20 protein-coding genes and 2 tRNA genes are annotated in these 21,236 nt (G+C 62.9%); 9 read left to right on the top strand and 13 right to left on the bottom strand.

What is annotated here, in order from left to right; all coding sequences use genetic code 11:
- Positions 1-47: 47 nt before the first annotated feature.
- The 7 genes from F600_RS0113490 to F600_RS30400 form a co-directional block, all read right to left on the bottom strand.
- A complete protein-coding gene (locus F600_RS0113490) occupies positions 48-713 on the bottom strand; it encodes a response regulator transcription factor (RefSeq protein WP_018161153.1) in 666 nt (221 codons plus the stop codon).
- Positions 714-723: 10 nt separating this feature from the next.
- The gene (locus F600_RS0113485; protein ID WP_018161152.1) at positions 724-1,086 is read right to left on the bottom strand and encodes a response regulator transcription factor; all 363 of its coding nucleotides are present in this window, start codon (positions 1,084-1,086) and stop codon (positions 724-726) included.
- Positions 1,068-2,678 carry a HAMP domain-containing sensor histidine kinase gene (locus F600_RS30420; protein ID WP_245541532.1) on the bottom strand — a complete coding sequence of 537 codons (1,611 nt, stop codon included), beginning with the start codon at positions 2,676-2,678 and terminating at the stop codon, positions 1,068-1,070. The genes F600_RS0113485 and F600_RS30420 overlap by 19 nt, the downstream gene beginning before the upstream one ends.
- A gap of 68 nt (positions 2,679-2,746) precedes the next feature.
- Complete coding sequence (locus F600_RS30415) at positions 2,747-4,261, bottom strand: HAMP domain-containing sensor histidine kinase (protein WP_018161150.1); 1,515 nt, start codon at positions 4,259-4,261, stop codon at positions 2,747-2,749.
- A gap of 3 nt (positions 4,262-4,264) precedes the next feature.
- A complete protein-coding gene (locus tag F600_RS30410; protein WP_018161149.1) occupies positions 4,265-5,782 on the bottom strand; it encodes a sensor histidine kinase in 1,518 nt (505 codons plus the stop codon).
- Positions 5,779-7,293, bottom strand: coding sequence for a HAMP domain-containing sensor histidine kinase (locus F600_RS30405; protein WP_018161148.1), 1,515 nt, complete (start codon positions 7,291-7,293; stop codon positions 5,779-5,781). Before F600_RS30405 ends, F600_RS30410 begins: the two co-directional genes overlap by 4 nt.
- Before the next feature lie 3 nt (positions 7,294-7,296).
- The gene (locus F600_RS30400) at positions 7,297-8,826 is read right to left on the bottom strand and encodes a sensor histidine kinase (RefSeq protein ID WP_018161147.1); all 1,530 of its coding nucleotides are present in this window, start codon (positions 8,824-8,826) and stop codon (positions 7,297-7,299) included.
- 135 nt (positions 8,827-8,961) lie between these two features.
- Between F600_RS30400 and F600_RS0113455 the strand changes: the two genes are divergently transcribed.
- The 3 genes from F600_RS0113455 (at position 8,962) to F600_RS32165 (ending at position 10,898) form a co-directional block, all read left to right on the top strand.
- On the top strand, positions 8,962-9,387 hold the full coding sequence (locus tag F600_RS0113455) for a cyclic nucleotide-binding domain-containing protein (RefSeq protein WP_018161146.1): 426 nt from the start codon (positions 8,962-8,964) through the stop codon (positions 9,385-9,387).
- 4 nt (positions 9,388-9,391) lie between these two features.
- Positions 9,392-10,321: an adenylate/guanylate cyclase domain-containing protein gene (locus tag F600_RS31885; RefSeq protein WP_162141417.1), complete on the top strand. Its 930-nt coding sequence runs from the start codon at positions 9,392-9,394 to the stop codon at positions 10,319-10,321.
- Between the two features lie 121 nt (positions 10,322-10,442).
- Positions 10,443-10,898: a hypothetical protein gene (locus F600_RS32165; RefSeq protein WP_018161144.1), complete on the top strand. Its 456-nt coding sequence runs from the start codon at positions 10,443-10,445 to the stop codon at positions 10,896-10,898.
- A 3-nt stretch (positions 10,899-10,901) separates the two neighbouring features.
- On the opposite strand, the gene F600_RS0113440 is transcribed toward F600_RS32165, so the two are convergent.
- A complete protein-coding gene (locus F600_RS0113440; RefSeq protein WP_156024581.1) occupies positions 10,902-12,119 on the bottom strand; it encodes a L,D-transpeptidase in 1,218 nt (405 codons plus the stop codon).
- Between the two features lie 222 nt (positions 12,120-12,341).
- On the opposite strand from F600_RS0113440, the gene F600_RS0113435 reads away from it, so the two are divergent.
- Positions 12,342-12,414, top strand: a tRNA-Lys gene (locus F600_RS0113435).
- A gap of 54 nt (positions 12,415-12,468) precedes the next feature.
- On the opposite strand, the gene F600_RS0113430 is transcribed toward F600_RS0113435, so the two are convergent.
- Entirely contained in the window at positions 12,469-12,762 is a 294-nt protein-coding gene (locus tag F600_RS0113430) for a hypothetical protein (RefSeq protein WP_018161142.1), read from the bottom strand.
- 140 nt (positions 12,763-12,902) lie between these two features.
- Between F600_RS0113430 and F600_RS32390 the strand changes: the two genes are divergently transcribed.
- Both F600_RS32390 and F600_RS0113415 read left to right on the top strand, forming a co-directional pair.
- Complete coding sequence (locus F600_RS32390; protein ID WP_018161141.1) at positions 12,903-14,108, top strand: M23 family metallopeptidase; 1,206 nt, start codon at positions 12,903-12,905, stop codon at positions 14,106-14,108.
- A gap of 366 nt (positions 14,109-14,474) precedes the next feature.
- Positions 14,475-15,854: a right-handed parallel beta-helix repeat-containing protein gene (locus F600_RS0113415; protein WP_020411025.1), complete on the top strand. Its 1,380-nt coding sequence runs from the start codon at positions 14,475-14,477 to the stop codon at positions 15,852-15,854.
- A 4-nt stretch (positions 15,855-15,858) separates the two neighbouring features.
- On the opposite strand, the gene F600_RS0113410 is transcribed toward F600_RS0113415, so the two are convergent.
- Both F600_RS0113410 and F600_RS0113405 read right to left on the bottom strand, forming a co-directional pair.
- Entirely contained in the window at positions 15,859-16,299 is a 441-nt protein-coding gene (locus F600_RS0113410; RefSeq protein ID WP_018161140.1) for an SRPBCC family protein, read from the bottom strand.
- Positions 16,296-16,520 (bottom strand): DUF3618 domain-containing protein, encoded by a 225-nt coding sequence (locus F600_RS0113405; protein ID WP_018161139.1) that lies wholly within the window; start codon positions 16,518-16,520, stop codon positions 16,296-16,298. Before F600_RS0113405 ends, F600_RS0113410 begins: the two co-directional genes overlap by 4 nt.
- 88 nt (positions 16,521-16,608) lie before the next feature.
- Here F600_RS0113405 and bcp point away from each other — a divergent pair, with 88 nt between their 5' ends.
- On the top strand, positions 16,609-17,094 hold the full coding sequence (gene bcp, locus F600_RS0113400; protein WP_026306511.1) for a thioredoxin-dependent thiol peroxidase: 486 nt from the start codon (positions 16,609-16,611) through the stop codon (positions 17,092-17,094).
- Positions 17,095-17,141: 47 nt separating this feature from the next.
- Positions 17,142-19,103 carry an elongation factor G gene (locus F600_RS0113395; protein WP_018161137.1) on the top strand — a complete coding sequence of 654 codons (1,962 nt, stop codon included), beginning with the start codon at positions 17,142-17,144 and terminating at the stop codon, positions 19,101-19,103.
- A gap of 218 nt (positions 19,104-19,321) precedes the next feature.
- On the opposite strand, the gene F600_RS0113390 is transcribed toward F600_RS0113395, so the two are convergent.
- Positions 19,322-19,825, bottom strand: coding sequence for a hypothetical protein (locus F600_RS0113390; RefSeq protein ID WP_245541531.1), 504 nt, complete (start codon positions 19,823-19,825; stop codon positions 19,322-19,324).
- Positions 19,826-20,138: 313 nt separating this feature from the next.
- On the opposite strand from F600_RS0113390, the gene F600_RS0113385 reads away from it, so the two are divergent.
- Positions 20,139-20,225, top strand: a tRNA-Leu gene (locus F600_RS0113385).
- A gap of 5 nt (positions 20,226-20,230) precedes the next feature.
- On the opposite strand, the gene F600_RS0113380 is transcribed toward F600_RS0113385, so the two are convergent.
- A complete protein-coding gene (locus F600_RS0113380) occupies positions 20,231-21,172 on the bottom strand; it encodes a Leg1-related protein (RefSeq protein ID WP_018161135.1) in 942 nt (313 codons plus the stop codon).
- Positions 21,173-21,236: the final 64 nt, after the last annotated feature.

Below are 21,236 nucleotides of genomic sequence, written 5' to 3'. Positions count from 1 at the left end.
GCCGCCGGACCAGCGTGAGGGTGCACGGCGGAAACTGGCTGGCCTGATCAGGCGTTCAGAAACGCCAAGACGGCAAGAACTCGACGATGATCGTCGCGCGTATCGGTGAGTCCGAGCTTCTGGAACACGACACCGATGTGCGTCTCGACCGTTCGCAGACCGAGCGTCAACTGGTCCGCAATTCCCGCATTGGAACGGCCCTGCGCCATGAGACCCAGGATTTCTCGTTCGCGGTCGGTCAGGTCGACCAACTTGTCTCGCTCGCGCAGACTGCCCAGCACGCGGCGCACGATCGCATGGTCGACGACCGACTCGCCCGCGGCCACGCGCCGGATCGCCGCGGCGAAGGCGTCGAGATCGGTAACCGAGGTCTTGAGCAAGTAGCCACGGCCCGGCGTGCCGTCTTCGAGAAGTCTTGTGGCGTAACGCGGTTCGAGATATTCGGACAACACCAGCACGCTGACGTCCGGATACTTCCGGCCCAGCTCGGCGGCTGCGCGCAGCCCTTCATCAGTGCCCGTGGGAGGCATCCGAATGTCGACGAGAGCGACATCCGGCTCGTGCCGGGCAACCTCACGGATGAGCTCGTCACCGTCTCCAGCTTGTCCGACGACATCGAACCCGCGCGCGGTGAGCACCTTCGCCAGACCTTCGCGCAGCAGCAAGGAATCATCGGCGACAACAAGTCGCAGCGGAGACTGCTCGCGGTTCATCGCCAGTAGGTTAACTGGCCTTACCGATCAAAGCCTGCAATGTCATGCGACAAAGGTCCGGTTTGTAGATGAAACCGGCAGCTGGCGCGCGTTCGATGAGACTTCCGTAGTCGGACGCTTCCCGGCTCGACACAAGCACCACAGTCGGTTTCAGCTCCTGCGCCTCGAGCGCCTCCGCCACGGTGAACCCATCACCGTCGGGAAGCTGAACATCGAGCAGGACGACGTCCGGATGCAGGAGGCGACATTGCTCGACGGCTTCCCGAGCATCACCGGCCTCGCCCACCACCACGTATCCGGCCGCTTCCAAGAGCCTCTTCGCCCTTGACCGGAAGACCTCGGCGTCGTCGACGATCAGTACCCGCGTGCCCACTGGAGCCCACCTTCCAATTCGTATGAGTCGCGGTCGACGGCCACGTTGCCGTCCACCGGAATTTCAGCCATGACCGTCGTGCCATGCCCGGCCGGGCTCTCGATCGTGAGCTTGCCGTCCAGAGCTTCGACCCGGTCGGCGAGTCCGGCCAGGCCGGTGCCATTTCCGAGCGTCGCTCCCCCGATTCCGTCGTCGCAGACATAGACCAGAACCCGGCCATGACCTGCTTCGACGGAAACACTTGCTTGGGATGCCCGCGAATACTTCGCGACATTCGCGAGAGCCTCCGCAGCGACGAAATAGGCTGCGGTTTCGACCTCAGCCGGGAATCGAGACTCTGGGACATTCACCGCGACTGGCATTTTCGATCGCGTCGCGAGCTGATTCAGCGCAGGCGCCAGACCATCGGTGCTGAGCACCGCAGGATGCAGTCCGCGCGCGAGTTCGCGCAGCTCCGCGAGCGCATCCTTGATGTCCGCCGAAGCCTGACCGATCGCGTTTCCGATGTCTTCGCGCGACATCGCCTGAGCCGCATCCTGCAGCATGCTGAGATCCAGAGCGACGGCCACCAGCCTTTGCTGCGCACCATCATGAAGATTGCGCTCAATCCGGCGCCGGCTCGCATCTGCGGCCGCCACAATGCGCGTCCGCGACGCTCGCACCTCGTCCAGGAGCTGCAGATTTTCCCGGGAAAGCTTCTGCCGCTCAGAAAGTCCGTCCATCGCCTCGTTGAAGGAACGAGCGAGTTGTCCGAGTTCGTCGGTCGACAGCGCAGGAACCGGCGTGCGGTAGTCGGCTGCCTGGACGCGCTTGGTTCCCTCGAGCAGGTCCTCGATCGGATCGCGAACGGACTTGCTCAGCAGCACTGTGAGCGGAATGGCGCCGGCCGCGGACAACACCGTTGCGATCGCGATATGGGTGAGAGCAAGGTGAAGATCCTGCCCAGGGGTCATTCCGACCCCGCTACCCACCATCGCGGTGGCAATACAAAGCCCGGGCACGACGAACAGCAGTCGCTTCGTCAACGGAATCCCCGAGTTCATCGGCGGTGCACCGTCGATCTTCAGCGCTATCGATCGAAGAACTGGTCGAGTGAAGATCGAAGAACCGAAGATTCCCAAGGCCAGGCTGTAGAGGAAGACCCCGACGCACGCCAGCACATAGATGCCAGTGAACGGCCAGGACAATGGTTCGACCGATGCGGCAATCAGCAGGCCCGCCGGCGCTGTGATCAGCGCGACGATGGGGCAGTTCGACTGCACAATCCCGTAGGGCAAACCAGCAATCGCCCGCCATGCTTCCTCCGCGCTACCCTCACCGCGCTCAAAGCTGCGAAGTGGCCGACAGGCCCGGACACACAACACGATCGCAAGCGATACGCAGAACACCCACAGGAGGAGCGCCCAGCCCGTCACTTCGAGCACCTCGTCGGCGGTGAGCTGCCGCAGTCGGGCGAATGCCGCGATGATCAGAAGCCATGCGACGGAGCCGCCGGACCAGAGCAAGATCGGGAACAGCAGCATCCACCGCCAGCCCAGACGCCGATACGCCCGGTCCGACCACCCCTCGGTTTGGGTCCGCGTGCCGCCCACAAAATGAGCGTATGCCGTTTGGTGGACTTCCCCATCCGGGCTATCACGGAGATCTGGTGACGTGGCAACTATGCGACCGGAAAGTCAGCTCGGATGCGCGTGCCGTGACCCTCAGGACTGTCGACGGTCAGCCGTCCTTCGAGTGCCGCGACCCGGTCTGCCAGCCCCGACAGTCCGGATCCGGGGCTCGAGCACGCGCCGCCGATTCCGTTGTCTGCGACCTCCACCACAAGGCGGCCGTCTCCGTCCATGACCGAGACACTCGCCTCGGACGCATGCGCGTACTTCGCGATATTCGCCAGTCCTTCAGCCGCGACGAAGTACACCGCCGTCTCGAGTTCCTGCGCGAAACGCGTCTCGGGTGCGTTCACCGACACGGGCACCTTTGCGCGCGAGGCGAGCTGCTTCAGCGCTGGACCGAGACCGTCGGTCGTGAGGACCGCGGGGTGTAGTCCACGTGCCAATTCGCGAAGCTCGTTGAGCGCGGCCTTCACGGTTTCCGACGCTCCGCGAACGGCCGCGACAGATTCCTCTGCGCTCATCGACGGGAGCATCTCCTCGAGCAATTTGAGGTCAAGCGCCAAAGCAACGAGGTGCTGCTGTGCGCCGTCGTGCAGGTTCCGCTCGACCCGTCGGCTGCTCTCATCGGCAGCGGTCACGATCCGGATGCGAGAGGCCCGAACCTCCCGTGCCAACTGCTGTCGCTCGGCAAGTCCGTCCATTGCCTCGTTGAACGATCGCGCCAGCTCCCCCAGCTCGTTAGTCGACAGCGCCGGAACGGGCTTCGAGTAGTCACCGACCTTCACACGTTTCGTACCGGCAAGCAGATCCTCGATCGGCAGTTTGACCGACCGCGCAAAGAGCAAGGTCACGGGGATCGTTGCCGCGCAACCGATGACGGTGACGATGAACATCCGCCAGGCGGCAGCGCCGACGTCCTCGCCTGGATCGAACCCGATTCCCACGCCGAATAGCGCGGTGGCCACACTCAACGCCGGCACGATGAAGACCATTTGCGGTAGCAGCCGAAATCCCGAATCGGGTGGTGGCGGTCCGTCGAGGTTGCTGGCGATCGACCGCAGCGCCGGGCGCACGAAGACGGTCATCAAGAACGACCCGAGCGCAAGTTGATAGAGAAACAGGGCGAGTATCCCGAAAGCGAACAGCCCGATGAACGCCCAATCGATAGAAACGACCTGCGCCAGGCAGAGCAGTCCGACGGGTGTCGCCACAGTTGCTATCGTGTAGTTGATCTTGATGAATTTCAGTGGGAACTCGGCAACCGATCTCCAGGCAACCTCAGGTCTTACCTCCCCACGAGCGAATCCCCGAAGAGGGCGACTCACGATCATTCCGCTGATGAGTGACGCTGCGAAGCAGACGACAAACAACAGGCCAAGCCACAAAGCGAGTTCGAGGACTTGCGCGGCAGTGAGCCGGTAGATCCGGACGACCACGTAGACCAATGCAGCTTGTAGGAACCCGCCGATGATCCAGATCATCGGCGCGAATGCGGCGACCAACCGCCAGCCGAGTCTGTTGTACAGCCGGTCCGAGAAGCCCAACTCCGTATCCGCTTCCATTGCTCACCCCCGGACCGGGATCTCGGCACGCACTTTCGTGCCCGCGCCGGGAGGACTATCGACCGTCAACCGGCCATCGAGCGCGGCAACCCGGTCCGCCAAACCGGCAAGCCCTGTTCCGGCTCCAAGCGAGGCTCCACCGACGCCGTCGTCGGCGACCTCGACTGTCAAAGACCCGTGCGACGTCTGCACGGTCACCTGCGCCGACTCCGCCTTGGCGTACTTCGACACATTCGCAAGCGCTTCGGCCACAACGAAATACGCCGCTGTCTCGACCGGTTCGGGGAACCTTTCCGCCGGTGAGTCGACGCGCACCGGGACCTTCGACCGCGACGCCAACTGCAACAAGGCCGGACCGAGTCCATCTGTCGACAGGATCTGCGGGTGGAGTCCGCGAGCGAGTTCCCGCAGTTCGGCGAGCGCCTCTCTCGCGCTCTCAGCAGCCTCGCGAAACGCGTTGGCGCTTTGGTCCGTCGTCATCGCCGACGCCATTTCCTCGTTGAGTTTCAGGTCCATCGCCAACGCGACGAGCCTCTGCTGTGCACCATCATGCAGATTGCGCTCGATTCGCTTACGGCTCTCGTCGGCTGCCGCCACGATTCGCGCCCGCGACGCCCGCACCTCACGTCCCAACTGCTGCCTCTCCGCGAGACCTTCCATCGCTTCGTTGAACGACCGGGCGAGATCCCCCAACTCGTCGGTCGACAGTGCGGGAACTGGCGTCGAGTAGTCACCGGCTTTGACGCGTCTGGTTCCTTCGAGCAAGTCATCGATCGGAAGGTTGACCGAGCGGGCAAACAGCATCGAGACCGGCACTGCCGCGACCGCGGCAAAGGCTGTGACCGCCAAGAGATTCATCAGCGCAGCTCGGTGGTCGCCGCGCGTATCGACCGCCAAGGCGGCGCCGAACATCGCCATCGCGACGCCCAGCGCTGGAATCACAAACACCGTCTTCTCGAAGAGGCGCATACCCGATACCGACGGAACAACACCGTGGAGATCGGCTTCGATGGATCGGAGAGCAGGCCTGATGAACTGAGTGGCAAGGAAGCTGCCAATCGCAAGTTGATACAGCCAGGCTCCCGCAATCCCCCACAGGACGATCCCGGCCAGCCACGCATTGATGGGGACAATGCGCGACAGGATGAGAAAGGCAATCGGAATCAGAAGTATTGCGAAGGCGTAGTTGAACTTGAGTGCCTTGACTGGAGTTACAACGACCGCCCTCCACGCCTCGTCGGCGCTTGCCTCTCCCCTCTCGTAGCTGCGCAACGGGCGCGTAATACGCAGCATGTGGATGAGCGAAATCGTCACGCAGACGAGCCAGAGCCCGCCCATCCAGACGGCCAGTTCGACGATCTGCCCCGCCGACAAGGGATAAATTCGCGCCAACGCAACAATGAGAACGCACTGCACTAAGGCGTTCAATGTCCAAGCGACAGGCGCAAACGCAGCCAGCATCGAGGAGCCGAACCGGCTGTAGATCCGGTCCGACAGACCCATACCTTTGTCCGAGCTCATGAGTCCCGCCTGACTGGGATCTCGGCCCGAACCCTCGTACCCGCGCCGGGAGGACTGTCGACCGTCAACCGTCCCTCAAGCGCGGCAACCCGGTCCGCCAAACCGGCGAGCCCAGTCCCGGCTCCAAGCGAGGCTCCCCCGATTCCGTCATCGGCGACCTCGACCTGCAACGTCCCGTTGTGCGACTCGACCACGACCACAGCGGACCCCGCCTTCGCGTACTTCGAAACATTCGCAAGCGCTTCGGCCACCACGAAATACGCGGCCGTCTCGACCGGCTCCGGATACCGCTGCTCAGGTGCGTCAACCCGCACCGGTACCTTCGCTCTCGACGCCAACTGAGACAACGCGGGCCCGAGGCCATCGCTCGTCAAGATCTGCGGGTGCAATCCACGTGCCAGTTCCCGCAGTTCGGTCAGCGCTTCCTTGACGCTCTCGCCGGCCTGGTGCAGCGCATCCGCCATGTCTCCGGTCGCGGTCTCTTCAAGAAGCTTCAGATCCAGGGCCAGGGCAACGAGTCGCTGCTGCGCGCCGTCATGAAGGTTCCGCTCGATTCGCTTGCGGCTCTCATCGGCCGCGGCAACGATCCGAGCCCGTGACGCTCGGACCTCACGTGCCAATTGTTGGCGTTCGGAAAGTCCCGCCATCGCGTCATTGAACGAGCGTGCGAGTTCACCGAACTCGTCGCCCGACAGCTCCGGGACCCGTTTCGAATAGTCACCGGCTTTGACTCGCTTGGTGCCGAGGAGAAACTCTTCGATCGGAATATTGACCGAGTTCGCGAAGAGCATCGTCACCGGCACCGTCGCCACGGTCGCGACAACGGTGGCCACCACCAGCCGAGTGAAAGCCGTGCCCATGTCGACCCTGGAGTCGAGCGACAATCCACAGCCGAACATCGCCATCGAAAGTCCCAGCGCGGGCAGTACATACACGGTCTTATCGAAGAGGCGAAGCCCGGATTCCGGAGACGTCGCTCCGCGCAGCTCACTCGAGATCGATCGCAACGCCGGCCGAATGAACACCGCCGCGAGGAAACTGCTCGTGGTCAGTGAGTAGAGAAAATTCCCGGCAGTTCCCAACAAGACCAGTCCAATCAACGGCGCGCTCAGCGGCACGACCTGCGCGACGCAAAAGATCGAAGACGGGTAGATGATCAGTAACCCCGCACCGAAGTTGAACTTGAGCGCGCGCATGGGAATTCGGACAACGGCTGTCCAGGCCTCCGCCGCCTCTGCTTCACCCCGCTCAAAACGGCGCAACGGAAGCGCGGCGACCACTCCATGGATGAACGACGCCGCCACGCAAATGAGCCACATGACACCGAACAAGCCGGCGAGTTTCGCCGCTTGCGCAAATGACAACGGATAGATCCGCGCAAAAATCCAGATGAGAGCGCACATCACCACCGCGCCCGCGGTCCACGCGAGCACCGCGTACGAGACCACCATCCACCAGCCGATTCGACGGTAGATCCGCTCCGGCAGGCTCAGACGTGGTTCTGCACTCATCGGTCAACCTCGGACCGGGATCTCGGCTCGAACGGTTGTGCCGGCACCGATGGGACTGTCAATTGTCAGCCGGCCATCCAACGCCGCCACCCGGTCGGCCAACCCGGCCAGCCCGGTACCGGCTCCCAGCGTCGCTCCGCCGATTCCATCGTCGGCGACCTCGACTCGAAGGGATCCATTCCGCGCCTCTACCGTGACGTGTGCAGACTCTGCCTGGGCGTACTTCGCGACGTTCGCGAGCGCTTCGGCGACCACGAAATACGCGGCGGTCTCCACCGGTTCCGAATAGCGCTGAGTCGGGGCATCCACCCGCACCGGCAGCTTCGACCGGGTCGCCAACTGCGACAACGCAGGTCCCAGGCCATCTGACGTCAGAATCTGCGGGTGCAGGCCACGAGCGAGTTCGCGCAGTTCGATCAACGCACCTTTGACCGCATCGCCAGCCTGGCGGACTGTCGCCACGACCTCCTCCGAGGACATCGTGGGAGCCATGTCTTCGAGCAGCTTCAGATCGAGCGCCAGCGCGACGAGTCGCTGCTGCGCGCCGTCGTGGATATTGCGCTCGATTCGCTTGCGGCTCTCGTCCGCAGCGGCCACGATCCGAGTCCGGGACGCTCGAACCTCACGCGCCAACTGCTGTCGCTCCGAGAGTCCTTCCATGGCCTCGTTGAACGACCGCGCCAACTCTCCCAACTCGTCAGCGGAGAGCTCTGGCACTGGCGTCGAGTAGTCGCCGACCTTCACGCGCTTCGTGCCGTCAATCAGATCGTGGATCGGGAGGTTGACCGACTGCGCGAAGAACATCGTGATCGGAACAATCGCCAGTGCGGCAACGACAGCGATAACGGTCAGAGTCACCAGCGCGGTTCGCAGATCGCCCTGCGGAGCGATCGCGGCTGCACCCCCATTGATCGCCATGGCGATAGCCAACGCCGGGACGATGAAGACCAACTTGCCGTAGATGAGCATCCCCGAGCCTTCGGGCGGCGGACCATCAAGCTCGCTTCGAATCGCCCGGAGCACGGGACGAAAGACCACCGGCGCGCTGAAGCTCGTCACGCCGAGCATGTACAAGGACACGCCTGCGCCGATGATCAAGAAATAGCCGAGATACGTGGGACTGAGCTCGGTGAATCTGCTGAAAATCACCAACGAGGACGGCGTGATCACGCCACCCGCGATGACGAAGTTACCGATCAGCAGTTTTCTGGGCCGACGAACGACCGCGCGCCATGCCTCATCCGGCCCGATCTCACCGCGCTCATAGCGGCGAAGCGGTCGGCATTCGACAACCGACTGCCCAAAGGAAAGCAGGACCCCCGTCGCCAACTGCACAATGAGCAATTTCGCCAATTCGCTCGACTGACTCGCATTCAAAGCGAGTGTGCCGACGCCTGTGTAATAGATTCCGAACCAACTCAGGCCACCCGGAATCAGCCAGGTGAGGGGCGGCAACGCCGCGACCATCCGCCACCCGAACCGGCGATAAACGCGATCCAGAATGCCGTCAACCTGGGTGTCGTCGATACCCATGAGCTGAGATTAAATCCGCCGCCGATCTTCCCCATCCGTGTTTGCACGGAGGAAGATTCGGGGGTGCCCACGATGGCACACGCCGGTGTGCGGACGAGGCTTTCCTTATTCGACCCACCGAATGAGGAGCCCACGATGAACATGAACCGCTCGCGGCACACGCTCAGTGCAGAAGCCACCCGGATGCGTTCCTTCTCGACCTTCGCCGACTACACCGATGAGCAGCTCGAGCGGATCGCGAGCGCCGGCCACCACTCCACGATTCCGTCCGGTTGGCCACTGATCCACGAGCAGACCCCTTCGGACGCTTGCTACGTCATCTTGAGCGGCGAACTCGCCGTGTACTACGGCCGCGAACAGGTCGCCACCCTTACCCCCGGCGACATCGTGGGTGAGGCCGTCATGCAGCCCGGAAAGCTCCGCTCCGCGACCGTGGCCGCTGTTGGACCAGTGGACCTGCTGAACATCCCGAAGGATGACTTCACTCAGCTGCTCAACGACGTTCCGCCGCTGCTCGGCACCGTCGAGGCCAGTGCCTCCCGGCACACGACCCACGCCTAGTGCCATGAGTCGCACCCGGACCCAAACCGTCATGTTCACCGATGTGGTGGGCTCGACGGAACTCTTCGGCGGGCTGTCCGAAGACACCGCGGTGCGAGTTTTCCATGAGCATTTCTCCACAATGCAGCGCCTCGTCGATCATCACGGCGGCCGCGTGGTGAAGACTCTCGGCGATGGCGTGATGGCGAGTTTCGACTCAGCGACCAGCGCCATCGACTGCTCGGTCGCGATGCAGCGGGCCACGTCGATCGCGCCCAGCGACGGTAATCCCCAGTTGTGCATTCGAATCGGCTTGAGCAGCGGTGACGTCCACTTGGACGACGGTGACTGCCATGGTGTCGCCGTGGTCGAGGCAGCACGGATCAGTGCACTCGCACGGGGAGGTCAGGTACTCGTCACCGAGACGACCCGACTACTCGCCCGCGAGCATCACAACCTGGTTCCCCGGGGCGCGGTCAAGTTGAAGGGCCTCGACGAGTCGCGGGTCGCGTGGGAGGTCAGCTGGTCGCCGGAGGTCCAGGCAAAGGTTCGAGCCGTTCTGGCCGACGACGCGATTCTCGTTCGCGAGGGAATCGCACGAGTGCTCACGGCGAAGGGCATCGAGGTGGTCGGGCAGGCCGACGACGCCGTCGGCCTCGAGCGCCTGACGGCCGAACTGCGGCCGGACCTCGCGATCGTCGACGTTCGTATGCCACCGACCTTCACGGCGGAGGGACTCGACGCGGCCCGCCGAATTCGTGGTCGGTATCCCGACACGGCCGTCTTGGTTCTGACGCAATCGCCCGTGCCGAGCCACGCCGCGATGCTGCTGGAAAGCAGTCCGACCGCGGTGGGCTACCTCCTCAAGGAGAGGGTCAGCGACCTGCAGGACTTCATCGACGTCGTACGCCGGGTGGCGCGCGGTGACACCGTGATCGAGGGCATCGAGCCCTGACCCGCAAACGTCCGTCGATCGCAGGATTCATTTGGATTTTCCCGGGATAAGGGTGGTTCCTCCCGGGATTCGGTGATGTCAGCCCCAATAATCGTCACGCAAACCGACAGAGAGGCGTGACGTGACGCGCGATCGACTTTTTCTTCGAGTTTCGGTCCTGGCTGCCGCGAGCGCTGCGGTCCTGCTGACCGCCGGCTGCGGCAACGACGACCCCGCCTACCGCCCATGGAGCGAGACGTCGACCAAGGCTACGGCCACAACAACCACGAAGACTTCCGCGAAAAAGACAACGACGACCGCGCCGGCTCCGGCTGCCGACGTACCGGACCCCGCACAGAACCAGGCGCCTCCCGCCGGCGGCAACGCTCAGGTGGTGGCACCCACAACGACAACCGCCGCGCCCGTCGTCACGACGACCACGACAACGACGACCACAACCACCACTGCCGGCACGACCACGACAACAACGACGACACAGCCCGTCGGTCAGCAGCTGACACAGGAAATCTGCTCGGCCGCCACGTCGCCCGCAATCAAGGCCGCGTGCGTCGCCGGCGGCTTCACCGTGACGCCGTAGGTCCTAGCTCGGAACCTCGTCCGCATTGCCCTTTTGCCACATCGACCACGGGATGTTCCAGTCCCCGAGTCCGTCGTACCCGGACAACGTGCCGCCTACCGTGTTCTGCACGATCACGACATCACCGCGCCTGGTGTTGTTGTAGACCCACATCGCGTTGTCCGGGCTGAGGTTGAGGCAGCCGTGGCTGGTGTTGGTGTTGCCCTGCGCCGACAGCGACCACGGCGCCGAATGCAGGTAGATGCCGTTGTAGGACATTCGAGTCGCCCACTGGATCGTCTCGCGGTAGCCCTCGGGCGAATTCACCGGAACGCCGTACGTCGACGAGTCCATGATCACGGACGGCAGGTGCTCGGCGAGGATGTACGTCCCGTTCGGGGTCGGCGTCGAGTCCTTACCCATCGAGGTCGGCATCGACATGATGACCTCGCCGTTGCGGCTGACGGTCACCTGTTTGGTGTTGTCGTCCGCGACGAGAATCACCGAGTCGCCGATGTTGAACTCGTCGCTGATGTCTTCCTGACCGAAGAGTCCACCGCCCAGATCCTTGCCGAAGACGTCGACGCTGACCTTGACCTTCGTGCCGGGAGCCCAGAAGTCCTGCGGACGCCAACGCACCTCGCGGTTGCTCAGCCAGAAGAAGGCACCATCGACGTGCGGCGTGGTCTCGACGGTGATTGCATTCTCGACCGCGTGCCGGTCCGGGATGTTCTCGTCGAACTGGATGCCGATCGTCTGCGCGATTCCGACGGTTTCGTCGCCGCCGACATTGAGGTACGGCTTGGTCAGGTTGTCCGGGGTGGTCGTCGTGAATTCGATCTCATTTGTCGACGCGCCGCCGAGTCCGTTGGAGGTCGACTCGAGGGTGTATTCGGTGTCGTATCCGAGCGGGCCGGTCGAGTGCCAGGACTTGCCGTCCGCGGCGATCTCACCCCCGACCGTCTTGTGGTGGGCGTCGGTGAGCGTGACCTTGGAGATCTGTCCATCGGCAACCGTGACAGTGATCGGATCGCGGGGCGAAACGCCTTTGTCGCCGTCCTTGACGGACGTCACGACCGTCGGTTTCATCATCTCCGACAGGGGGTTCGGATCGATCGGAGACAGCAGCCCACCTGCGGAGGAGCAGCCGGCGAGCAGTGCGACGAGACCGGCAGCGATAGCCACGGTCAGCAGGCGGCCGTGAACTCGACTCGACAGTCGACGATTCGCGATTTCAGACATCCGGACCCCGTTCAGGTACGCGGCTGCGCCCTCCCCTACGTCGGCGCGCGCGTCACCCCGATTGTGCCACCGAGCCCACCGCCGCCACACTCGGGCGACCTCCACCGAAGGCAAACCGATCTTGCTCCGTGACATTTGTGCGGGCGATGGCCTCTGACCTCGCGATTTCACATCGGCGCCACCGTCCTGTTAATGTTCTATCCGCACCGCACAGCGGAGCACGCGCCATTAGCTCAATTGGCAGAGCAGCTGACTCTTAATCAGCGGGTTCGGGGTTCAAGTCCCTGATGGCGCACAACAAATTAGGCGATCCCCACGCGGGGGTCGCCTTCTTCGTTTCAGCCGGACTTCAGACTGCGTTGTAAGTGCGCAGATCCTCAGGTGCAGCGGTGGTGAGCGGGGAACAGACCTCGCACACCGCGGCGCCATCGGCCGATGTGATGGTGTTTTCGCCCAAGATCACGCCACGTAGCGCCTTGGACAGTTCCCATCCGTTGTCGACGCGGCCGACGGCATGGGTGGTGAGTGCGAACATTCGCTGGGTGATCTCGAGGAGTTGCGCGCGAGTCAGGGGGCGCTGCTCGAGCCGGGATCGCAGGATGGAGAGTTCGGTCTCCATGGCGGCGGTAATCGTTACGGTCATGTCAGCAGCATGCGGCCGATTTGTAGTGGTATCAGTGTGACGCGAGTGACGAAGGTCTGATCGTTACGTCCTATTCACGAGTCGACCCAGTAGCGGTCTGAGGTTGGCACTTGTCAGAGGGCTGACGCAGACTCGTCACCGTGCCAGATCGCTACTTCCCGCTTGCCCGCGGATACGTCATCACCAGCCCGTACGGCTGGCGCGACCTCGATGGTCAGCGCGAGTTCCACGCGGGCACCGACTTCGGCTTCGAGGGCGGCTCCGGCGGTAAGGCCGTGTATGCCGTACAAGCCGGAACGGTCATCTACGCGGGCGCGGCGTCCGGCTTCGGCGGCCCCGACCCGGCCGGCTGGGTGGTGATCGACTCCGACGACTCGCAAGGTGGCGGTGTCTTCATTTACGGACACGTTGTTCGCGAGGTGGCGGTCGGTGACCGCGTCGTCGCCGGACAACGGATCGCGATGATCAACCCGGACAACCGCACGAACGGCGGCGTCGCCCCGCATCTACATCTTGCGCACTGCACGTATGCGTATTCGGACACCGATCGCGACGACCCCATGCCCTACCTTCAAGGCGCGAAATATCCGGGCGAGGGAGCCCCGTCCGGTTTCACCTTCTTCTCCGACGTCTCCGAGTTCCAGGAGCTCGTTGATGATCGGTACCCGTACCGAATCCTCACCATCCGCTCGAACGACGGCGACTACCGCGATCGAAAGTTCCAGGAGAACTACGCACGTGCCGTTCGAATGCTCGACAGCGGCAAGCTCGACGTCCTCGGGGTGTACTTCTACTGGCGCCCGAACTGGCAGACCTGCGTCGACGTCCACCGCTCGATGATCGGAAATCCGCACCCGCGGATCTTCAGCATGATCGACGTCGAGTCCGGCTACGGAAACGAGAATCTCGGCGACCAGTCGGCTGCGCTGAACCAGACGTACGACGCGTTGACGCGTTGGCTCGGCGATTCGAAGCGCGTACTGGCGTACGCCAACCGGAACGACTACCTGACGATGTGGCGCAGCCGCCCCTCTGGACTCCGCGTCATCGGCGCGGGTTATCCCGATGACCCGAAGCTGCCGGGACAGATCGCCCACCAGTACACCAACGGCGTGATCGCGGGAGGTGGTCCGCTCGGCGCCGCGCCGTTCGGCAACTGCGACATGAACAAGACTCCGCTATCCGTCACGGACTTCGCTGCTGCCGTTGGTGTTTCGAGCGCACCGTCGCCCGGCGGAGGCAATGGCGAGCCGCCTTCCGGATCGATCTGGGACAAGCTCGGCGACCTCTGGCGCTACGTCCGCGACCACCTCCCTTTCGGCGGATTGGTCAATTCGGGCAAATAGCACTGCACTCGTTGACATAACTCAAATAGGGCTTATCTTTGCCCGGTTGTTTAAACAACAACTTCAATCGTGCAATTCGAGGTCGCACATTGTGCGAATCTTCACAAACTCGGCCGAATAGTAATCGCATCCACACCCAATCGCGATGTTGATGATGTGTACCCGTTCCGAGCGACTCCGTTGCAGCAGACAAGCAGTTACTTGTCAGCTAAACGACAGATAAGTCGTCACGGACCGATACCGATCGGACCAGAACCCGGTCACAGTGCTGTGCGGGGGGCTTGAGACTCCCCCGACGGCACTGTTGAATTCGTTCCAAATCCACGGAGGATTTCCGAGCCGCATACCAGCTTGACGTGCGGAATTGTGGACTCTCCGTCCTCACGAAAGCTCGATCTCTTGACGCTCCACCACCAGGACCCTGTACACGCGGGCCTCAACCTGAGTCGACGTAGCCTCCTGGCGGCCGTCCCGGCTGTTGCCGCCCTTGCCGCGTTTACGCCGCGGGCTGGTGCTGCTGGGACGACCATCGATGCCTCGAAGTATCCGAGCTTACAGGCCGCAATCGACGCGGCTCCCGATGGAGCGACGATTACCGCCCCCCTGTCATTCCAGACACTGGGTGACGCAAAGCTTGACAGTCGCAACGGAATTCAGCTGACCGGACTTTCCATTTCCGGTCGATTGACACTGAATTACTGTACGAACGTCACAATTTCCAATTGCCGAATTGTCACTCCGGATATCGGCATATGGATGGTGCGCTGCACGACGTGCACCGTGTCGAGTTGCACGCTCAGTGGTTGCACTCTCGGCGGTTACTCACCGTCCGGATGCGTCTTCACGAAGAACACCATCACGAACGCATCGGGAAACGCGATTTCATTCGCCGGGTACGACGCAGCGCCGGCGCTCAACAACAAGTACACCGCCAATGTCATCCAGAACTGCGGGCGGATCGGGATCGAGGAGTACCCGACCGAGGGCACGGACAGTTGCCGCGGGACGGTGATCGATGGCAACCGCATCACGACCGCCACGAGCATGGGCATCAGCGCGGTGGGGATGAATCCGACGATCACCAACAACACGATCCAGAATGCTGGCTGGACTGGCATCGAGGTACTCGGAAACTACGCCTACATCAGCGGCAACAACATCTCGAGCACGAACTACTCGGGCGCCGGAATCTGCGTCAACTCGACCGATCCGTCCTTCCCCGACGCCAAGACAACCGTCACGGGCAACACCCTGACCGGTCTTGGTACGGGCATCACGTTGATTGCACAGAAGCAGGAAGCGCCCCTGCGCAACGTCACCGTCAGCAGCAATACGCTCACGAACTGCGCCGACTTCGGAATCATCGGACTGAACGGCTACGAAGCCGGCGGCAACCAGATCAACTCGAACACTTTCAGCCTGACCGCGCCGACCCAGGCGAACCGGAATCGGATCGCACTGAAGACGGGCAACAACATCTCGCTGTCGGGCAACAAGATCACCTACAAGCCGAATTCCGCGGGAGTGTCGGTCGATATGCCGATTCACCTCGTGGGAAACAACGTCAAGCTCAGCAACACGGTGGTCGACGGTGGATGGCGCACAAAGAACCTTCTGCCGTCCGCGTCGGTCGCCCCCGCCGGCAGCTACACCGGATGGCAATACATCAACAACCGCTACATCAACGGCGCCAAGATCAACAAGCTGGGCACCGTGGCAACGGTCGACTCCGACCGGAACTGGTAGGCCGTCAGCCTTCGGCGATGACTTTGAGCTTGCGGAGAGTCTCCGCGATGTTCACGGTGTTGTGGGGAACGCGTTCTTTCACTCCCGTGAATGGAGCCGCGACCTTCGTAAACCAAGCCGGACGCCGGTCCCACCAACTCTCGGTGACCTGCACTCCGCCGTCGGCGGGCTCGATCGTGTACTGCCAGCGCGCCACCGGAACACCGAGTTCGCCGATTTCGAATTCGAACACGCGGCCGGGCACGGCCTGAACGATCTTCGTGTGCGTCGCCCACACGTGCCAGCCGTTGCGGTTGAACCCAACCCAGTGGTTCTTGTTGACCGTGAGGATCTTGAAGGTCTCCTCCGCGAACTCGACGATCTTCTTCGGGTTGCTGACGAGGTCGTAGACCTGGTCGGCTGAGGCGTTGATCGTGATGCTGCCGGTCGCGCCGGGAGCCGTCATTTCCGAACGATCTTGACGACGATCAGCACGGTCAAGAGGCTGCCGACGCCGATGAGGGTGTACTTCACCTTCGGCTCGTTGACCTTGTTCTTCACCGCGACCTTCGTATTGGCAGCGATGCGCTTGGGGTTGGCACGCAGGGCGAGTTCGTCGAGCGTCGCGGCGAGCTGCTCGCGGGCCGCCTCGATCTCCGCTTCGATCCGCTCGTAGTCCTTGGCCACAGTTCCTCCTGTTTAGGGGCGCGCGCAGAATCAGTTCCCGTCGCACCGCTCATCCCGCGAGACAGACGTTACCGGTAGCGTGCCTAATGTGACGACTAACTCGGCCGGTTCGATCCGTCTTGCGCCTGGCGATGCTGCTCCTGCTTTTACCCTGAAGAACGCTGAAGGTAACGAGGTTTCGCTTTCCGACTTCGCGGGCCGGAAAGTGATCGTTTACTTCTACCCAGCCGCCAGCACCCCCGGGTGCACGAAGCAGGCGTGCGACTTCCGCGACAACCTCGCCGAACTCAACGGCGCCGGCATCGACGTCGTCGGCATCTCCCCCGACAAGCCGGAGAAGCTTGCCAAGTTCCGGGACCACGAGGGCCTCACATTCCCGCTGCTCAGCGATCCGACCAAGGAGACGCTCGAGGCCTACGGCGCATTCGGCGAGAAGATGATGTACGGGAAGAAAGTCACCGGAGTCATCCGCTCGACTTTCCTCGTCGACGAGAGCGGCAAGGTCGAAGTCGCGCAGTACAACGTCAAGGCCACGGGCCACGTCGCCAAGCTCCGGAAGGACTTGGCGGTTTAGTCCGCATTCACTGCCCATGCGTTCGTTGTTCAACGGATGATGTACGCATGGGCGCTTCCAGCATCCGAAATGTCGCCCTGGTGGGGCATCAGGGAACGGGAAAGACCACGCTGGCTGAGGCGATGCTGTACGCCTCCGGCGTGATCAGTAGACCCGGGCGAGTCGAGCTTGGAAACACTTCGCTCGACAACTCCCCTGAGGAAATTGAGCGTCATCAGTCGCTGGCGCTTGGGGTCGCAACCTTCGCCTGGCAGGACTGCCAGATCAACCTCATCGACACACCTGGCTACGCGGATTTCGCCGGTGATTGTCTGACCGCTCTCCAAGTCGCCGACGTCGCGGTGTTCGTGATCGACGGCGTCGCCGGACTCCAACCAGGCGACGAGCTGATGTGGGAAGCCGCGTCCAACCAGAACATTCCGCGCTTGATCTTCATCAACAAGATGGACAAAGACCGCGCCGACTTCTCGGCCGTTGTCGAAGAGATTCGCGAGCAGTTCGGGCAGGGTGTCGAACTCGTCGAACTCCCGGTGACCGAAGGATCGGCGTTCCGAGGGGTCGCCGACCTCGTCACCGAGCACGTCTTTCTGTACACGGGAAACAAGGCGACCGAGTCAGACGAGCTTCCCGCCGACATCGCAGACCAGGAACACAGCGAACACGATCACCTGGTCGAGGACGTCGTCGAAGTATCGGACGACCTCATCGAGAAGTACCTCGACGGCGAGACCATCACGCCGGAAGAACTCGAAGGCGCACTTCGCACCGGATTCGGCCGCGCCACGGTCTGGCCGGTGCTCTGCGGTTCGGCAACCGAGTGCACGGCGGTCGATCGCCTCCTGGAATTCATCTGTCATGTCGCTCCTGCACCGACCGAGGAGCCCGAGGGCGAAGCCGCCTACGTCTTCAAGACGCAGACCGACGATTTCGTCGGCCAACTCGCGCTGATCAAGGTCGTCGCGGGTTCGATCAAGGTCGACGACGTTCTGGTCAACCACCGGACCGGCACGCGCGAGCGCTTGCACCACCTGCTGCGTGTCGTCGGCACGAAGACCACACCCGTCGACCACGCGGACGCCGGCGACATCGTCGCGACGATCAAGCTGTCCGACGTCGCGACCGGTGACTTCCTGGTTCTCAACGGCACGCCGGTCGGCGAGCCGCAGATCGAGTACCGCCAGCCGGTGTACGGGCTAGGGATCTCGACGCCCGCTGCCAAGGACCAGGACAAGCTCTCGACCGCGCTGAGCGAACTCGTGCGTGACGATCCTTCGCTGCAGGTGGTCCGCGACGAATCCACCCACCAAACGGTCCTCCGCGGCGCCGGTGATGTGCATGTTCAGGTCGCACTGGCGCGGTTGAAGCGTCGGTATGGCATCGCCATCGACACCGAGCCGGTGAAGGTCGCCTACTTGGAGACCCTCGCGCGGGGCGCGGAAGCCGAGGGGCGGCACAAGAAGCAGAGCGGCGGGCACGGACAGTTCGGTGTGGCGCTCGTGCGCTTTGAACCGCTTCACCGCGACGGTGGCTTCGAGTTCGCGGACGAGACCAAGGGTGGAGTGATCCCGAAGTCGCTGGTGCCTGCGGTCGGCAAGGGCATCTCGGAGGCGATGCAGCGCGGCGGCAAGCACGGCTACCCCCTCGTCGACATCAAAGCCACCGTCCTCGACGGCAAGTACCACTCGGTCGACTCCGATGAACACAGCTTCCGGATGGCCGGCGCAATCGCGCTGAAGGATGCGATCGATCGCGCGGGCACGAAGGTGCTCGAACCGGTGCACCACATCGAGGTCACCGTGCCGGCGTCCCTCCAGGGTGACGTCATGGCGGACATCGGTCGGCGCCGCGGGCAAATCGAAGGCACCGAACCGATTTCGACGGCCGAGGTCACGATCGTGGCCTCGGTCCCTCAGGGCGAGATGAGCGATTACGCGATCGCACTGCGGTCGATGACGCATGGGCGCGGCCGGTTCACCACCCAGTTCGCGCGGTATCAGGAACTGCCCTGAGCTCGATAATCTGACTACCCAAGGTGCGACGAAATGCCCACTTTGAGCGCACTCGCTGCAGTTTCGGCCATCATCCTCGACTCCGGCGCTCGCCTTCGCGCAAGGGGACACGGCCGCTGGAGGCAGCTACCCCGGTCCCTGGAGTTCATACGAGCCAGACTCGATCAGCCCGCAGGAAACACCCCGCTTCAGGTGAAGCGGGGTGTTTCGCTTTACGGCTAACGCTTAGGTCCCACGAACTCGTCCATACGCCGAGTCGCGGCCTTGCGGTAGACGGCGATGTCCCGCTTGCTGGGATGGGTCCAGGGAATGCCCAACGCGTCGAGGGCTCCACAATAGAGCGACAGAATGTCGGTCGAGGCGTTCGAAAAGTGGTATCGAACGCTTCGTACGCCTCGATCATTTGCGACGACGCGACAGCCGTCGCTGTGGATAAGGCCTCTGACGAATTCCTCGTTGCAACCCTCGAGAAGCCGCTCCTGCCATCCTTCCAGGACTATCTGCCGCTCGTGCTTGCGACCGGGGCCATGCTGCGGCAACAGAAGTGGCCAGGCGTTGGAGCACGTGCTCACGTCCACACAGTTAGCCTTCGTGCGAGCCCAGATATGGGCGTGCTTGCCGGGAAAGACCGCCTCCATCGCGGCGCCACACTCATCGATAATTCCTGGGTAGGCCGTGTCGAGCGTGACCCTCAACTTCCACGTCCGCGCTTCCTTCGACACGTACCCGTCCCCGAGGTAAAGACCCAACAAGTAGCAGTACGACTTGGCAGGGAGCGAAGCCCGCAGGATTTCTGCATCGATTCTCGGCGGAGCGGTTCTCTGTCTCGAACCGTGACGCCAATCTCGGACCGTTGTTCGAGGCAACAATGTCCGTCGCGAGATCTCGCAGTCATTCAGTCCATCTCGGACCATGGCCATCACAGCCTCGACTTCGTCCTCTGTCCTCATTGTCGCCCCAATCTCACGCTTGGCAGTGGCTTGGCAACGCTAGCCGGGGGTACCGACAAGGGAGGCGGTACGATCTTGAGGACTCGCGGGCGTGATGGAACAGGCAGACATGTCAGGTTTAGGTCCTGATGCTCGAAAGAGCGTGGGGGTTCGACTCCCCCCGCCCGCACCAAATCCCTACGGCCGCATTAGGTACCAGAGCATTCGGGGATAAACCGTCGGGCTGGTGTTCTTGCGATCGAACACCGCCCCGAGCATCGTCAGAACCTCAGCTCGGGCCGCTTTGGTGCGCATCAGACGCCGCCAGAACCACAGGTTCACCTCAAACTGCCGCGTGGGCATCTTCGCCAGCCCACGGACGTTGGCGACGTTGCTCCGCACGCTCTCGGGCAACGCCTTGAGGTCCGCTCGGTCTCTGAGCACATGCTCAGGAAGAACGTCCAACCCGTGTTCGACCATGAACTCGAAGTCAGTGGGCCAGCATGCAGCCCACAGGTAGTCGACCATCCGGCACCATCCCCGCAAGAAATCGAGCTCCATGGCCGGATCGCCGGCCGGGTCGACCTCGCCGACGGTCCGGGCGACCACATCCAGACTCGTTTTGTGCGCGTGCCAGAGGACCTTGCGGAGCGGGTCGAGATCCGTCCCGGGGGCGGTGGCGCGGACGCGTTTGAAGTACGTCGCCCAGTCGTCCACAGCCGGCCGCAACTCAGCCGGCACCACACCGCCGACGACATAGCGGAAGCGGGATGGCCCCGGCGGATCGGATACAGCCGCTGCAGGCACGACGCTAGCCGCGACTGCACCGAGCCACGGAATCACGTTCAACGTGTAGTTGCCGTAACCCCACGGCGAGTCCGGATCGATGCGCCCGTGGTCCTTGGACGACGGGCCGAGTCGACCGGAATCGAGCTGCCACTGATGCTGGAACGCCAACCCCCACAGCAGGTTTCCACTGTTGTCGGGCCCGAAGATGCCGCGCTCATTCGTCGCGTCGATCATGCTCCGATAGGCGGCCATACGATGTTCGAACCGGAACGGGTCGAAGGTGCCGTCAAGGTCGGGTGCGGTGCTCCACACCCGGTGGAGATCGAGCTCGGCCAACTTTCGCGGGAACACTACCTAGCCACGCTTCCTTGAACTACTCGCAGGTGATGCCGGATCGATTCTTGCACCGAATACC

The organism is Smaragdicoccus niigatensis DSM 44881 = NBRC 103563 (genome assembly GCF_000380645.1).
Lineage (GTDB): Bacteria > Actinomycetota > Actinomycetes > Mycobacteriales > Mycobacteriaceae > Smaragdicoccus > Smaragdicoccus niigatensis.
The sequence above is the reverse complement of the archived record's forward strand: the minus strand, read 5'-3'. Positions and strand labels throughout refer to the sequence as shown.

Coding starts and splice junctions, on each gene's coding strand:
- F600_RS0113490 (WP_018161153.1), bottom strand. CDS start 713: ATGAACCGCGAGCAGTCTCCGCTGCGACTTGTTGTCGCCGATGATTCC.
- F600_RS30415 (WP_018161150.1), bottom strand. CDS start 4,261: ATGGAAGCGGATACGGAGTTGGGCTTCTCGGACCGGCTGTACAACAGA.
- F600_RS30410 (WP_018161149.1), bottom strand. CDS start 5,782: ATGAGCTCGGACAAAGGTATGGGTCTGTCGGACCGGATCTACAGCCGG.
- F600_RS30405 (WP_018161148.1), bottom strand. CDS start 7,293: ATGAGTGCAGAACCACGTCTGAGCCTGCCGGAGCGGATCTACCGTCGA.
- F600_RS30400 (WP_018161147.1), bottom strand. CDS start 8,826: ATGGGTATCGACGACACCCAGGTTGACGGCATTCTGGATCGCGTTTAT.
- F600_RS0113455 (WP_018161146.1), top strand. CDS start 8,962: ATGAACATGAACCGCTCGCGGCACACGCTCAGTGCAGAAGCCACCCGG.
- F600_RS31885 (WP_162141417.1), top strand. CDS start 9,392: ATGAGTCGCACCCGGACCCAAACCGTCATGTTCACCGATGTGGTGGGC.
- F600_RS0113440 (WP_156024581.1), bottom strand. CDS start 12,119: ATGTCTGAAATCGCGAATCGTCGACTGTCGAGTCGAGTTCACGGCCGC.
- F600_RS0113430 (WP_018161142.1), bottom strand. CDS start 12,762: ATGACCGTAACGATTACCGCCGCCATGGAGACCGAACTCTCCATCCTG.
- F600_RS0113410 (WP_018161140.1), bottom strand. CDS start 16,299: ATGACGGCTCCCGGCGCGACCGGCAGCATCACGATCAACGCCTCAGCC.
- F600_RS0113395 (WP_018161137.1), top strand. CDS start 17,142: ATGGGCGCTTCCAGCATCCGAAATGTCGCCCTGGTGGGGCATCAGGGA.